The following is a 12,337-nucleotide window of genomic DNA, read 5'->3' as shown; positions in this document are numbered from 1 at the left end:
GGGCTGCGCCGATTTTCGGCGGTTTGGGTGGCCGGTCAAACAAAGAAAAATTGCTCGACGCGCTGCTTGGCCACATAACACATGTTCGCAATACGAACTTCTTCGGAGCGTGCTCGATGGTCAAGTTCCTGCCGCTGAAACAGGCCGTCGCAGAGAACCTCCATGACGGCGATACGGTCGCCTTCGAAGGCTTCACCCATCTGATCCCGACCGCCGCAGCGCATGAGGCGATCCGCCAGGGCTTTCGCGACCTGACGCTGATCCGCATGACGCCCGACCTGATCTACGATCAGATGATCGGCATGGGCATGGCCAAGAAAATTGTCTTCTCCTATGTCGGCAATCCGGGCGTCGGCCTGTTGCGACGCGCCCGCGACGCCATCGAGAACGGTTTTCCTCGCGCCATCGAGGTCGAGGAGCATAGCCACGCCGGCATGGCCAACGCCTATGAGGCGGGCGCCGCCGGCCTGCCCTGCGCGGTGTTCCGCGGCTATCGCGGCGCCGGCCTTGCCGACGTCAATCCGAACATCAAATCCATCACTTGCCCGTTCACCGGCGAGGTGCTGGCCGCTGTTCCCGCGATCCGGCCGGACGTCACCTTCATCCATGCGCAGAAGGCGGATCGCAAAGGCAACGTGCTGGTCGAGGGCATCATCGGCATCCAGAAGGAGGCCGTTCTTGCCGCAAAGCGCGCCGTGGTCACGGTCGAGGAAGTGGCCGACAATTTCGACGACCTCCACCCCAACCTCACCGTGCTGCCGGGCTGGACTATCGCGGCGATCTCCGTCGTGCCGGGCGGCTCCCACCCTTCCTATACTCATGGCTATTACGAACGCGACAACGCCGCCTATCTCGAATGGGACGAGATCGCCGCCGACCGCGACAGGTTCCAGGCCTGGATGCAGCAGAACGTCATCGAAAGCACGGCGGACGATTTTGCCGCCCGCGTCGAGCATCTGAGGAAGGCCGCATGAGCGACACGCCGGATCTGGGCTTCACGCCCAACGAGATGATGACGATCGCCGCCAGCCGCGCGTTGAAGAACGACGATGTCTGCTTCGTCGGCATCGGCGCGCCGTCGGCCGCCTGCAACGTCGCGCGGTTGACCCATGCGCCGGGCATCACGCTGATCTACGAAAGCGGCACCATCGGCACCGCACCCGACGTTTTGCCGTTGTCGATCGGCGACGGCGAATTGTGCGAGACCGCGGTGACTACGGTCGCGGTGCCGGAGATGTTCCGCTACTGGCTGCAGGGCGGCCGTATCTCGATCGGCTTCCTGGGCGCCGCCCAACTCGACAAGTTCGGCAACATCAACACCACCGTCATTGGCGACTATGCGCACCCGAAGACGCGGCTGCCCGGTGGCGGCGGCGCGCCGGAAATCGCCACCTCGTCGAGAGAGGTCTACATCACCATGGTGCAGTCGAAGCGCGGCATGGTCGAGACAATCGACTTCTTCACCTCCTTCGGCCACGGCGAAGGCGGCGACCACCGCAAGCGCCTCGGCATCGGCACCGCCGGCCCGACGCTTTTGATCACCGATCTCGCAATCTGGAAGCCTGATCCCATCACCAAGGAATTCACCGTCGTGTCGCTGCATCCTGGTGTCACGCGTGAGCAGGTGCAGGCGACCTGTGGCTGGGTCGTAAAATTCGCCGAGGCCCTTGACGAGACGCCGGCGCCGACGGAACTCGAGCTGAAGACATTGCGCGACCTGCAGGCCCGCACCAAGGCGGCGCATCAAGGGATCACCAAAGGGAAAGCAGCATAAATGGCTGAAGCCTTCATCTGCGATTACATCCGCACGCCGATTGGCCGCTTCGGCGGCGCGCTGTCCTCGGTGCGCGCCGACGACCTCGGCGCCATTCCTCTCAAGGCCCTGGTCGAGCGCAACCCCGGCATCGACTGGTCGGCCGTCGACGACGTCGTCTATGGCTGCGCCAACCAGGCCGGCGAGGACAACCGCAACGTCGCGCGCATGGCGCTGTTGCTTGCCGGCCTCCCCCAGGACATTCCTGGCTCGACCGTCAATCGTCTGTGTGGTTCGGGCATGGATGCCGTCACCATCGCCGCGCGCGCCATCAAGGCCGGCGAGGCCGAGTTGATGATTGCCGGCGGCGTGGAGTCGATGAGCCGCGCGCCCTTCGTCATGCCCAAGGCCGACACCGCCTTCTCGCGCAATGCCGAGATTTACGACACCACCATCGGCTGGCGCTTCATCAACCCGCTGATGAAGAAGCAATACGGCGTCGATTCGATGCCGGAGACCGGCGAGAATGTCGCCGAGGATTTTTCCGTCAGCAGAGCCGACCAGGACGCATTTGCCGTGCGCAGCCAGGACAAGGCGGTCGCGGCGCAAGCCAACGGCCGGCTGGCGAAAGAGATCACGCCGGTGAGCATCCCGCAGAAAAAGGGCGATGCCGTCGTCGTTTCGAAGGATGAACATCCCCGCGCCGGCACGACCATCGAGGCGCTGGCGAAACTGCCGACGCCGTTCCGGCAGGGCGGCACGGTGACCGCCGGCAATGCCTCCGGCGTCAATGACGGCGCCGCCGCCCTCATCATCGCATCCGAGGCAGCGGCGAAGAAGCATGGCCTGACGCCAATCGCCCGCATCCTCGGAGGTGCCGTCGCCGGCGTTGCCCCGCGCATCATGGGCATCGGCCCGGCGCCGGCCACGGAGAAGCTCTGCGCCCGCCTCGGCCTGACGCCCGAGCAGTTCGATGTGGTTGAACTCAACGAGGCCTTCGCCTCCCAGGGCATTGCCGTGCTGCGCCAACTCGGCATCGCCGAGGATGCCGCCCACGTCAATCCGAATGGCGGTGCGATCGCGCTCGGTCATCCGCTCGGTATGTCGGGCGCCCGCATCACCGGCACCGCGGGGCTCGAGCTGCGCGAACACGGCGGCCGCTATGCGCTAGCCACCATGTGCATCGGCGTCGGCCAGGGCATTGCGATCGCGCTGGAGCGCGTGTGACGGCTTCCGCCGATCAGTATGGAAGGCCGACATAGTTTTCGGCTAGTGCGGTCGAGGCCGCCTTTGAATGCACGAGATAGTCGAGCTCGGCTTCCTGGATGCGCTGGCCGAACTCGCCGGTCTCGGGAAAGCGGTGCAGGATCGTCGTCATCCACCAGGAGAAGCGCACCGCTTTCCAGACTCGCGCCAGCGCTTTTGCTGAGTAGGCGTCGAGCCCGGCTTCCGACTTGTCGGAAAAGAATTCGCGAAGCCCGGCAAAGAGATAGCGCACGTCGCTGGCAGCGAGGTTGAGGCCCTTGGCGCCGGTCGGCGGCACGATATGGGCGGCGTCGCCGGCCAGGAACAGCCGGCCGAAGCGCATCGGCTCGGCGACGAAGGAGCGCAGCGGCGCGATCGATTTTTCGAAGGACGGCCCGGTGGTGACGGCCGCAGCCGTCCGCGCCGGCAGGCGGCGTCGAAGCTCATCCCAAAAACGGTCGTCCGACCAGGCCTCGACGCGTTCGTCGGCGGGGACCTGAACATAGTAGCGGCTGCGGCGCGGCGACCGCATCGAGCACAGCGCAAATCCGCGCCCGTGATTGGCGTAGATCAGCTCATGATCGGCCGGTGGCACCTCCGCCAGCACGCCCAGCCAGCCGAACGGATAGTGCCGCTCGAAGGTCTTCAGCGCGCCTTCCGGCACCGATCGACGGCTGACGCCGTGATAGCCGTCGCAGCCGGCGATGACGTCGCAGTCAATGCGATGGCCGACGCCATCCTTGTCGTAGGTGACGAACGGCGCTCGCCCGTCAAAATCATGCGGCGCGACGCTCGCCGCTTCGTAAACGGTGATGAGCCCCGCCGCCTCCCGCTTGTCCATCAGATCATGCGTCACCTCGGTTTGCCCGTAGACGGTGACGTGCTTGCCGCCGGTGAGCGCCGTGAGGTCGATGCGATGCAGGCGTCCGTCGAAGGCGAGCGAAATGCCGGCATGCGGCAGGCCTTCAGCATGAAGCCTGTCAGCAGCGCCTGCCTCGCCGAGCAGGTCGACTGTGCCCTGCTCCAACACGCCGGCGCGCACCCGGCCAAGCACATGCTCGCGGCTCGACCGCTCGAGGATGACGGTCTCGATGCCGATGGTGGCGAGCAACTGGCCGAGCAGCAGGCCGGACGGTCCCGACCCGATGATGACGACCTGGGTGCGCATCAGTGGCCGAGGCTTTCGATCTGCGCTGCAAGCTCGGCCGCAAGCCTGAGCGCGGCTGCCGTCGCCACCACCATCTGCGGCAGGATGAGCCACTCCAGCGTCCAGGCCGCACCCGAGCGCTCCTGCTCGTGCTCCAGCGCCTGATGCATGCCCGATAGCTGGACGGCGTTGAAGCGCGCAAGCGCGACCAACGCTTCCGCCTTTACCGGGTTCTGCTTATGCGCCATCGCCGACGAGCCGCCACCGCCGGAGAGCTTGATATCCGTGCCCGCCTGCGCCATCAGCGCAATGTCCTGGCCAAACTTGCCCAAACCGCCGCTGAGGAGCGACAGCCAGCCGGCGAACTCGGCGAGCGCGTCGCGCTGGCTATGCCATTGCGGCGCATCGCCAAGACCGAGCTTCGCGGCGAGTGTCGCATGCACAGCCGGCGCTTTGTCGCCGAGTTTTTCCAGCGTGCCTGCAGCGCCGCCGAACTGCACCACGAACAGCCGGCCGGATTGTTCGTTCAAGCGCTGCTGGTGCCGCTCGATCGGCGCGCGCCACGAAGCGATCCGGTCCCCTGCCCTGATCGGGATCGCCGGCTGCATGCGCGTCATCGCCATCAGCGCCCTGCCCCCGAACTCCTGTTCAAGGTTGGCAAGGCGAACGATGTTTTCGCTGAGCAGCAGGCCGATATGCTCGACAGCCCGGCGCAGGCGCAGCACCAGCGAAGTGTCGACGACATCCTGGCTGGTCGCGCCGAAATGAACGAATTCGCCATGTGGTTCGCCGACGGCCGCCGTGAGTTGGCGGACCAGGTCCGGCACCACGACGCCATCCTTGGCGACGCCGGAGCGCAGCTTTGCGGTATCCGGCCGGAACGAGACCAGCGCTTTGACGATGGCAGCCCCGGCTTCGCGCGAAATCACGCCGCATTCGGCCTCCGCCTCGGCCAGCCCGCGCTCGAAACTGAGCATCGCGGCGATGTCGGCTTCCACCGAAAAATGTCTCGCCGCCTCTTCGTCGCCGAGCAGGCCGGAAAGCAGCGGATGGTCGAAGGGCGATACCGTCATGTCGGCCTCGGTCAGCTGTCGAAGAAGACCGTCTCCTTCTCGCCTTGCAGGTGGATATCGAAGACGTAGGTGTCGCCCTGGCGCTCGGCGATCAGCGTCGGCACCCGAACGCGATGCTCGATGCGGGCCAGGATCGGATCCTCGGCGTTCGCCTTGTCCTCGTCGGCAAAATAGAGTCGCGTGTTGAGGCCGATATTGATGCCGCGCGCCACGATCCACAGGCTGATATGCGGCGCCATCGGCCGGCCGTCGCGGAACGGCACCCGTCCTGGCTTGATCGTCCGGAAAAGGCAGACACCAGTTTCCATGTCGGTCGGCTGGCGGCCCCAGCCTAAAAAATCGGGATCGGCCGCACCGCGCAATTCGCTGGGCGAGTTGTAAAGCCCGTCGGCATCCGCCTGCCAGATCTCGACCAGCGCATCCTTGAGCGGCGTGCCGGTGCCGTCGAGCACACGAATGCGCAGCTCGATGCGCTCGCCCTTGGTCTGGTCGTTGACCATGGTCGAGCCGAGATCGCTCTGATAAACGCCGCCAATGCCGCAGAAATTGGGCGTCAGCCCGATATGCACATAGGGCCCGGCGGTCTGCGAAGGGCTTTCCTTCAGCCGGTCGAGCGACTGTGCCATCAATTGCGCTCCGGTCCGTTCTCGAACAATGTCGAGCGCCGCCCGCGCAGCACGATGTCGAACTTGTAGGCGAGCGCATCCATCGGAATCGCCGACTGCATGTCGAGCGCGGCAATCAGCGCTTCGATGGCGGCCTTGTTCGAAATACCGCCGACGATCGGGCAGCGCCAGATCAGCGGATCGCCTTCGAAATACATCTGGGTGATCAGTCGCTGCGCGAAGCCGTGGCCGAACACCGAAAAGTGGATATGCGCCGGCCGCCAGTCGTTCGGGCCGTTCGGCCATGGATAAGGGCCGGGCCTGACGGTGCGAAAGGCATAGCCGCCGTCCTCGCTGGTAACGGCGCGGCCGCAGCCGCCGAAATTCGGGTCGAGCGGCGCGAGATAGCCGTCCTTCTTGTGGCGGTAGCGGCCGCCGGCATTGGCCTGCCAGAATTCCAGCAGCACGCCGGGCACGCCCTTGCCCCGCTCGTCGAGCACCCGTCCATGGACGATGATGCGCTCGCCGATTGCGCTCTCGCCAGGCCTGGCGAAATTGTGGATCAGGTCGTTGTCGAGCTCGCCGACCAGAGCATGTCCGAACACCGGGCCGGTGAGTTCCGACAGCGTGTTGTCGAAGGCGACCAGCGCCTTTTGCGGCGAGCGCAGCACCGAGCTTTTGTAGCCCGGCGTGAAGGCCGGCGGGTGCCATTGGCGGTCACGCTGGAAGAAGGCGCCGGTTTCCGGCGTCCGGTTGGAGCCGGGCTCAGTCATGGGGCTCCGTCCATTTGCGCAAACACTTCCTTGGCGATCTTGAAGGCGCGGTTGGCCGCCGGCACGCCGGCATAGATAGCGACATGCAGGAAGGCTTCGCAGATGTCCTCGCGCGAGGCGCCGGTGTTGGCGGTCGCGCGCACATGCATGGCCACCTCCTCATCATGGCCAAGCGCCGCCAGCAGCGCCAGCGTCACGATCGAGCGCTCGCGCTTCGACAGGCCAGGGCGTGCCCACACCGTTCCCCAGGCGGCCTCGGTGATCAGCTGCTGGAACGGCCGGTCGAAATCGGTCGCGGCATCCTCGGCGCGGTCGACATGTGCTCCGCCAAGCACGGAGCGGCGGACCTCGAGCCCGGTCCGGTATCTGGCGGTGTTCTTTGAGTCGTCATCCATGGGCATGCGTTCCCTCAGGCAACGAGGCGACGAAGTCGCGGATCAAGGCGGTGAGCGCGTCGGGCCGTTCGATGCAGGGAATGTGTCCGGCGCCGCGGATCACTTCGAAGCGCGCGCCGGGGATCAGGTCGGCAAGCGCGCGGACAAGATCGGGCGGCGTCGAGCCGTCCTGGTCCCCGACGATGCAGAGCGTCGGCACCGCGATGCGGCGCGCGCTGTCGGTGAAATCGGCATCACGCACCGCCATGCAGGTGCAGATATAGCCAGGCAGCGCCTGCCTGGTCAGCATGTTGCGGCAGCCGGCAAGCTCGGCCGCGCGGTTGGCATGGAAATCCGGCGTGAACCACACTTTGAGCACACCGTCGGCAATCGCTTCGATGCCGTCGTGCTTGATCGTCGCGATGCGGCTGTTCCAGCTTTCGGCAGTGCCGATTCTGTGCGCGGTGTCGCTGAGGATCAGCCCCTCGACGAGGTCGGGCCGCCGTGCATAGAGCCCCTGCGCGACCATGCCGCCGACCGATAGGCCGCAGATCACCACCTTGTCGAAGCCGAAATGTTCGATGAGCGCGATCAGATCGTCGGCATGGTCGTCGATCGAGCGCACGCCGTCGCCATTGTCGGAAAGCCCGTGACCACGCTTGTCGTAGACCAGCATCGGCATTTCGCCGGCAAGCCGCGCGACAACGTGGTCCCAGATCCGGAAGTCGGTGCCGAGCGAATTGATGAAGACGATCGGACACGCGGTGCCCGTCGCTTCGAAGGTGCGGTAGTGAAGCGTGACGCCGCCTATGCTGACGAATGGCACGGTTTCAATCCTCCACGGTGACATTGCACCAGTTGGCGGTTCAAGAAAATGATATTTGGCCGCGTTTCATTCACTTCGCCGTTCTGGCATTACCGTTCGTCCGAGAGCCACGGATAGCAATGAATTCAAAACGCAACGTCCTTTTCATCATGTGCGACCAGCTTCGGTTCGACTATCTGAGCTGCGCCGGACACAAGAGCCTGCAGACGCCAAACATCGATAGGCTCGCCAGCCGCGGCGTGCGCTTCACCAATGCCTATGTGCAGTCGACGGTGTGCGGCCCCTCGCGCATGAGCGCCTACACCGGCCGCTACGTCCGCTCGCACGGCTCGACCCACAACGGCGTGCCGCTGAGGGTCGGCGAGCCGACCTTGGGCGATCACTTGCGCGAGGTCGGCGTGCGCTGCGCGCTAATCGGCAAGACGCATATGAGAGCCGACGAGGAAGGCATGGAGCGCCTTGGCATCGCCCGGGATTCGGTTATCGGCGTGCGCGTCGCCGAATGCGGCTTCGAGCCGTTCGAACGCGACGACGGCCTGCATCCTTCGACCAGCTACGATCCCGATCCGGCCTACGACACCTATCTGCGCGAGCATGGCTTCGACGCGGCCAACCCATGGGAGCATTGGGCGAATTCCGGCGAAGGCGGGAACGGCGAGAATTTCAACGGCTGGCTGCTCGTCCATGCCGACAAGCCGGCGCGCATTCCGGACGAGCATTCCGAGACGCCCTACATGACGCGCCGCGCCATGCGCTTCATCGAGGAGGCCGAGGCCAGGGGCGAGGCCTGGTGCGCGCATCTTTCCTACATCAAGCCGCACTGGCCCTATATCGTGCCGGCGCCCTATCACGATCTATACGGCAAGGCGGACATCCAGCCGCCGATCCGCAGCGAGGCCGAACGCGTCTCGCCCAATCCGATTTTCGAGGCTTTCCAGCAGGAGCGCTACTCGAAGAACTTCTCCCGCGACGAGGTCCGCGAGACGGTCATCCCTTGCTATATGGGCCTGATCAAGCAGATCGACGACCAACTCGGCCAGCTGTTCGACTTCATGGAAAAACGCGGCCTGTTCGAGAACACGCTGGTCGTGTTCACCTCCGATCACGGCGACTATCTCGGCGACCATTGGCTCGGCGAAAAATACCTGTTCCACGACGTCGCGGTGAAGGTGCCGATGATCGTCTACGATCCGCGCTCCGAGGCCGATGCCATGCGCGGAACGACCTCGGACGCGCTGGTCGAGATGATCGACCTTGCGCCGACCTTCCTCGATTATTTCGGCGGCAAGGCCAAGCCACATATCCTCGAGGGTCGCTCGCTGCTGCCGCTCACTTCCGGCGAACGGCAAAGCCTGCGCAACTATGCGATCAGCGAATACGATTACAGCGGCGATGCGGCGCGGCTGAAGCTCGCCATGCTGGTGTCGGACTGCAAGCTCTACATGGTGACCGACGGCCGCTTCAAGCTCGTCCATGGCGAAGGTGTGGAGCCGATGTTCTTCGACCTGCATAACGATCCGGGCGAACTCCGCGACCTCGGCCGCGCGCCGTCGGCGGCCGCCGACATCGAGAGGCTGCGGAAGGTGCTGATGCGCTGGCTGGCGCTGCCCAACAACCGCATCACCGTAGCAGACGAGTGGCTGACCGAGATCGACGACAAGGTCGGGCATTTCGACCCGATCGTCGGCTCAGGCGTGCTCATCGGCTACTGGGACGAGGCCGAGCTTGCCGAACAGCAGGAGGCGCGCCGCCGCTGGCTGGCGCGCCAGGCCGGCAAGTAGACCTCCACCTATCCGAGGGTCAGCCCAGCCTTGCGCGCTTCCTCGCGCAGGAAGGGCAAGCCCACCTCTATGACGTCGCGCGGGTCTTCCGCCACCGGACGCCACACGGCGAGCCCGCCGGCGATGTCGATATCGACATGGTTCATGCTTTCCAGCGTGATCGCGCCCTCGTAGCCGATGTCGGCGATCGCCTTCATGCACGCCGCCCAATTGAGCATGCCGCGCCCCGGCACGCCGCGATTGGCCTCCGACACATGCACATAGCCGAGGAAGGGCGCCGCCGCCTCGAAACCGGAAGCAAAGCTCTCTTCCTCGATATGCATATGGTAGGTGTCGAGGTGGATGAAGATGTTGTCGGCGCCGACGCGCTCGATGATCCGCGCCGCGTCGATGCCGCGGTTGATGAGATGCGTCTCGTAGCGATTGCACGGCTCGATGCCGAGCTTCAGGCTGCGCGACTTGGCGGATTTCGCCGCACGCTCGAGGAAACGGCACATGCCGTCGATCTCCCTTTGCGTCGGCGCCCGCCCGGTGGTCTTGCCGATCGTGCCGTAGGTGACGCCGCCGAGCGCCTCGGCGCCCACTTCGTTGCAGACCTTGAAGGCCGGCTGCAGGAAGTCGAGCGCTTCCTCCGGCCGCTCGACGACATCGAGCGCGCGCGGCAGGCCGAGCGACGGCATGAGCTGCACGCCGTAATGACTGGCGAAGCCGCGTGTGCGCTTGGTGTCGATCTCCTCGGGGCGCAGCAGCGGGATCTCCATCAGGCCGATGCCGTGCTCCTTCAGCCGGTCCATCTGCGGCTCGATGCGGGCAAGGTCCCAGACCGGCGCGATGGCGAAAGTGTGCAGTCCAAAGGTATTCATAAGCTCAGCCTCGTTGTTCATGCTCCGCCGCGGCGGCTGTATCGCCGCCGCCGACGATGCGGCTGACGACTTCGTTCATATTGGTTTTGGTCGTGACGAGATCGGCATCCGCCCTGCCATGCCTCAGCACGACGATGCGATCGGTGACCGACAGCACGTCGTTCAGCCGGTGCGAGATCAGGATCACGGCGATGCCTTCCGACTTCAGCCGCCGGATCAGGTCGAGCACGCTCTGCACCTCGCGCACGGCAAGTGCGGCCGTCGGCTCGTCCATGATGACGAGCTTCGGATTGAAGGTGAGCGCACGCGCGATCGCCACCGTCTGCTGCTGGCCGCCGGAGAAGGAGCCGACGGAGCGGCTGATCGACGGCAGGTGCGCGCCGAGCCGGTCGATCATCCGCGCCGCCTGGCGGTCCATTTCAGCCTTGTCGACGAAGCCGGGGAACAGGCCGAGCAGCCTTTTCGTCGGCTCACGGCCAAGGAAGATGTTCGACGCCACGTCCTGTTGCTTGGCTAAAGAAAGATCCTGGTAGATCATCTCGATGCCGAGGCGGCGCCGCTGGCCGGGATCGAGCGCCAGGATGTCCTTGCCGTCGAATTCGATCGAGCCGGTGTCGGCCCGGTAGATGCCGGTGATGGTCTTCATCAGCGTCGACTTGCCGGCGCCGTTGTCACCGACCAGCCCGACCACCTCGCCGGCCGCGACCGACAGGTCGACGCCATGCAGCACGTCGACCGCGCCGAAGCTTTTGCGGATCCCATGGAGCGAGAGCAGTGTCATACCCGCGACTCCTTCCGCACCTGGTACTGGTCGATGAAGACCGCAAGGATCAGCACCGCGCCGATCGCCATCTGCTGGTAGTAGGATTGCACCGCAAGCAGCGTCAGCCCGTTCTGCAGCACGCCCATGATCAGCGCGCCGATCATCGTGCCGAGGATCGAGGCGCGGCCGCCGAACAGATTGGTGCCGCCGATGATCGCGGCGGTGATGGCGGTGAGCTCGTAGTTGATGCCGGCGGTCGGGTCGCCGGCATTGACGCGGGCGGTGAACAAGAGACCGGCAAGCCCGGCAAGCGCGCCGGAGAGCGTGTAGATGATGCGGCGGTGATGCTCGACGCGGATGCCGGCGGCGCGCGCCGCACCCTCGCTGTCGCCGAGCGCCAGCGTGTGGCGGCCGAAGCGCGTGTAGGCGAGCACGCAATGCGCGACGATCGCGGTCAGCACGAAGGTGATGACCGGCATCGGAACGCCGAGCGGCCTCCCTTGCCCGATATAGACGATCTCGGGCGGCAGGCCGTAGATCGCCCTGCCCTGCGAGATGACGAGCGCCAAGCCGCGCGCCAGGCCCAGCATGCCGAGCGTGACGATGAACGCCGGCACGAAGGCACGGGTGACGAGTTGTCCGTTGATGTAGCCGGCGATGGCGCCGGCGAGGATGCAGGCAATCAGCGCGAAGACCGACGGCCAACCGAGATTGACGGCGACGAAGGCGCCCGCCACGCCGGCAAGGCCCATGACCGAGCCCAGCGAAAGGTCGAGCCCACCCGAGCCGATGACGAAGGTGGCGGCGATCGCCAGCACGCCGATCGTGGATGTCGCGAGCAGGATGTTGAGGAAATTGCTGAGCGACAGGAAAAAGGGCGACAGCAGCGCCATCGCCGCGCTCAGCAGGACAAGCACCAGCAGCGACTCCAGCCTGATGTGGAGCCTCTCGACGGATGCGCGCTGCACCCGAGCCCAGAAACCGGGCTGCGCCGTTTCGGAAGCCATTTTTTTCACCCTTCGGGTAGGGAGTAGGCAGTAGGGATTAGGCAATAGGCAACAGGTGAATAGCGATCCGGTCTGAGGGGCAGGACATAGGTAGTCCCTACTGCCCACTGCCTACTGCCCACTGCCT

General features: G+C 65.3%; 13 protein-coding genes. 4 read left to right on the top strand and 9 right to left on the bottom strand.

Going from position 1 to position 12,337, the window contains the following annotated elements:
* Positions 1-116 precede the first annotated feature (116 nt).
* From EJ071_RS18455 to pcaF, 3 genes are read left to right on the top strand one after another with little or no spacing between them, the layout of a single operon-like run.
* Positions 117-974, top strand: a complete 858-nt coding sequence (locus tag EJ071_RS18455) for a CoA transferase subunit A (protein ID WP_126099127.1) — start codon at positions 117-119, stop codon at positions 972-974.
* On the top strand, positions 971-1,774 hold the full coding sequence (locus EJ071_RS18450; RefSeq protein ID WP_126099126.1) for a CoA-transferase subunit beta: 804 nt from the start codon (positions 971-973) through the stop codon (positions 1,772-1,774). Before EJ071_RS18455 ends, EJ071_RS18450 begins: the two co-directional genes overlap by 4 nt.
* Complete coding sequence (gene pcaF / locus EJ071_RS18445) at positions 1,775-2,980, top strand: 3-oxoadipyl-CoA thiolase (protein ID WP_126099125.1); 1,206 nt, start codon at positions 1,775-1,777, stop codon at positions 2,978-2,980.
* A 13-nt stretch (positions 2,981-2,993) separates the two neighbouring features.
* Here the strand turns inward: pcaF and pobA are convergent, their stop codons facing one another.
* From pobA to pcaD, 6 genes are read right to left on the bottom strand one after another with little or no spacing between them, the layout of a single operon-like run.
* Positions 2,994-4,166: a 4-hydroxybenzoate 3-monooxygenase gene (pobA, locus tag EJ071_RS18440; protein ID WP_126099124.1), complete on the bottom strand. Its 1,173-nt coding sequence runs from the start codon at positions 4,164-4,166 to the stop codon at positions 2,994-2,996.
* Complete coding sequence (locus tag EJ071_RS18435; protein WP_126099123.1) at positions 4,166-5,218, bottom strand: 3-carboxy-cis,cis-muconate cycloisomerase; 1,053 nt, start codon at positions 5,216-5,218, stop codon at positions 4,166-4,168. The genes pobA and EJ071_RS18435 overlap by 1 nt, the downstream gene beginning before the upstream one ends.
* A gap of 11 nt (positions 5,219-5,229) precedes the next feature.
* Positions 5,230-5,844, bottom strand: coding sequence for a protocatechuate 3,4-dioxygenase subunit alpha (pcaG, locus tag EJ071_RS18430; RefSeq protein ID WP_126099122.1), 615 nt, complete (start codon positions 5,842-5,844; stop codon positions 5,230-5,232).
* Positions 5,844-6,596: a protocatechuate 3,4-dioxygenase subunit beta gene (gene pcaH, locus EJ071_RS18425; protein WP_126099121.1), complete on the bottom strand. Its 753-nt coding sequence runs from the start codon at positions 6,594-6,596 to the stop codon at positions 5,844-5,846. Before pcaH ends, pcaG begins: the two co-directional genes overlap by 1 nt.
* Positions 6,593-6,991 (bottom strand): 4-carboxymuconolactone decarboxylase, encoded by a 399-nt coding sequence (gene pcaC / locus EJ071_RS18420; protein ID WP_126099120.1) that lies wholly within the window; start codon positions 6,989-6,991, stop codon positions 6,593-6,595. The genes pcaH and pcaC overlap by 4 nt, the downstream gene beginning before the upstream one ends.
* Positions 6,984-7,796, bottom strand: a complete 813-nt coding sequence (gene pcaD / locus EJ071_RS18415) for a 3-oxoadipate enol-lactonase (RefSeq protein WP_126099119.1) — start codon at positions 7,794-7,796, stop codon at positions 6,984-6,986. Before pcaD ends, pcaC begins: the two co-directional genes overlap by 8 nt.
* Before the next feature lie 119 nt (positions 7,797-7,915).
* On the opposite strand from pcaD, the gene EJ071_RS18410 reads away from it, so the two are divergent.
* A complete protein-coding gene (locus EJ071_RS18410) occupies positions 7,916-9,577 on the top strand; it encodes a sulfatase-like hydrolase/transferase (protein ID WP_126099118.1) in 1,662 nt (553 codons plus the stop codon).
* A gap of 8 nt (positions 9,578-9,585) precedes the next feature.
* On the opposite strand, the gene EJ071_RS18405 is transcribed toward EJ071_RS18410, so the two are convergent.
* From EJ071_RS18405 to EJ071_RS18395, 3 genes are read right to left on the bottom strand one after another with little or no spacing between them, the layout of a single operon-like run.
* Positions 9,586-10,440: a sugar phosphate isomerase/epimerase family protein gene (locus EJ071_RS18405; protein WP_126099117.1), complete on the bottom strand. Its 855-nt coding sequence runs from the start codon at positions 10,438-10,440 to the stop codon at positions 9,586-9,588.
* A 4-nt stretch (positions 10,441-10,444) separates the two neighbouring features.
* Positions 10,445-11,221, bottom strand: coding sequence for an ATP-binding cassette domain-containing protein (locus EJ071_RS18400; RefSeq protein WP_126099116.1), 777 nt, complete (start codon positions 11,219-11,221; stop codon positions 10,445-10,447).
* Positions 11,218-12,210 carry an ABC transporter permease gene (locus tag EJ071_RS18395; protein ID WP_126099115.1) on the bottom strand — a complete coding sequence of 331 codons (993 nt, stop codon included), beginning with the start codon at positions 12,208-12,210 and terminating at the stop codon, positions 11,218-11,220. The genes EJ071_RS18400 and EJ071_RS18395 overlap by 4 nt, the downstream gene beginning before the upstream one ends.
* Positions 12,211-12,337: the final 127 nt, after the last annotated feature.

Origin of the sequence: Mesorhizobium sp. M1B.F.Ca.ET.045.04.1.1 (assembly GCF_003952465.1) — a bacterium.
Classification (GTDB): domain Bacteria; phylum Pseudomonadota; class Alphaproteobacteria; order Rhizobiales; family Rhizobiaceae; genus Mesorhizobium; species Mesorhizobium shonense.
Note: the sequence above shows the minus strand (reverse complement) of the source record. Positions and strands in the feature narration are given on the sequence as shown.

Bases quoted from the DNA above. Each gene is read 5' to 3' on its own strand.
- EJ071_RS18450 (WP_126099126.1), top strand. From the start codon at position 971: ATGAGCGACACGCCGGATCTGGGCTTCACGCCCAACGAGATGATGACG.
- pcaC (WP_126099120.1), bottom strand. From the start codon at position 6,991: ATGGATGACGACTCAAAGAACACCGCCAGATACCGGACCGGGCTCGAG.
- pcaF (WP_126099125.1), top strand. From the start codon at position 1,775: ATGGCTGAAGCCTTCATCTGCGATTACATCCGCACGCCGATTGGCCGC.
- EJ071_RS18455 (WP_126099127.1), top strand. From the start codon at position 117: ATGGTCAAGTTCCTGCCGCTGAAACAGGCCGTCGCAGAGAACCTCCAT.
- EJ071_RS18410 (WP_126099118.1), top strand. From the start codon at position 7,916: ATGAATTCAAAACGCAACGTCCTTTTCATCATGTGCGACCAGCTTCGG.
- EJ071_RS18395 (WP_126099115.1), bottom strand. From the start codon at position 12,210: ATGGCTTCCGAAACGGCGCAGCCCGGTTTCTGGGCTCGGGTGCAGCGC.
- pcaG (WP_126099122.1), bottom strand. From the start codon at position 5,844: ATGGCACAGTCGCTCGACCGGCTGAAGGAAAGCCCTTCGCAGACCGCC.
- EJ071_RS18405 (WP_126099117.1), bottom strand. From the start codon at position 10,440: ATGAATACCTTTGGACTGCACACTTTCGCCATCGCGCCGGTCTGGGAC.
- pobA (WP_126099124.1), bottom strand. From the start codon at position 4,166: ATGCGCACCCAGGTCGTCATCATCGGGTCGGGACCGTCCGGCCTGCTG.
- EJ071_RS18435 (WP_126099123.1), bottom strand. From the start codon at position 5,218: ATGACGGTATCGCCCTTCGACCATCCGCTGCTTTCCGGCCTGCTCGGC.
- pcaH (WP_126099121.1), bottom strand. From the start codon at position 6,596: ATGACTGAGCCCGGCTCCAACCGGACGCCGGAAACCGGCGCCTTCTTC.
- EJ071_RS18400 (WP_126099116.1), bottom strand. From the start codon at position 11,221: ATGACACTGCTCTCGCTCCATGGGATCCGCAAAAGCTTCGGCGCGGTC.